The organism is Rhodopseudomonas sp. BR0G17, assembly GCF_010907025.1.
GTDB classification, from domain to species: Bacteria; Pseudomonadota; Alphaproteobacteria; order Rhizobiales; family Xanthobacteraceae; genus Rhodopseudomonas; species Rhodopseudomonas palustris_H.
Window position 1 is genome coordinate 1 of record NZ_QUML01000209.1, and the last position, 401, is coordinate 401.

Genomic DNA, 401 nt, shown 5'->3' on the forward strand with positions numbered 1-401 from the left:
GATGCCGAGGATGCCGTTGTCGCCGCCGGTGACCTCGACCCATTGGAACGCCACCGACCAGATGATCTGGGCGAAGGCCAGTGTGAGCATCGCGAAATACACGCCGGACAGGCGAACGCAGAACCACCCGGAGATGACTGCGCCGGCCAAGCCGAACAGCGGTCCGATGAGCAGCGCCACGCCCATCGGCGCGCCGAGAAACTTGATCGCGAACGCTGCGCCATAGGCGCCCAGACCGAAATAGGCGGCGTGACCGAACGACGCGAGGCCTCCGACCGTCATCTTGAAGTGCAGGCTGGCGGCGAACAGCACGAACACCAAAATCTCGGAGCCGACGCTGAGCGCGTAGTTGCCGGCGAACAGCGGCAGCAGTGCCGCCAGCGCGACGATCAGGGCTACGC

At 65.6% G+C, this 401-nt stretch carries 1 protein-coding gene; it reads right to left on the minus strand.

The window, feature by feature from the left end; genetic code table 11:
- A partial coding sequence (locus DY467_RS25900) for a branched-chain amino acid ABC transporter permease (protein WP_164639910.1) occupies positions 1–401 on the minus strand: 401 nt, incomplete at both ends.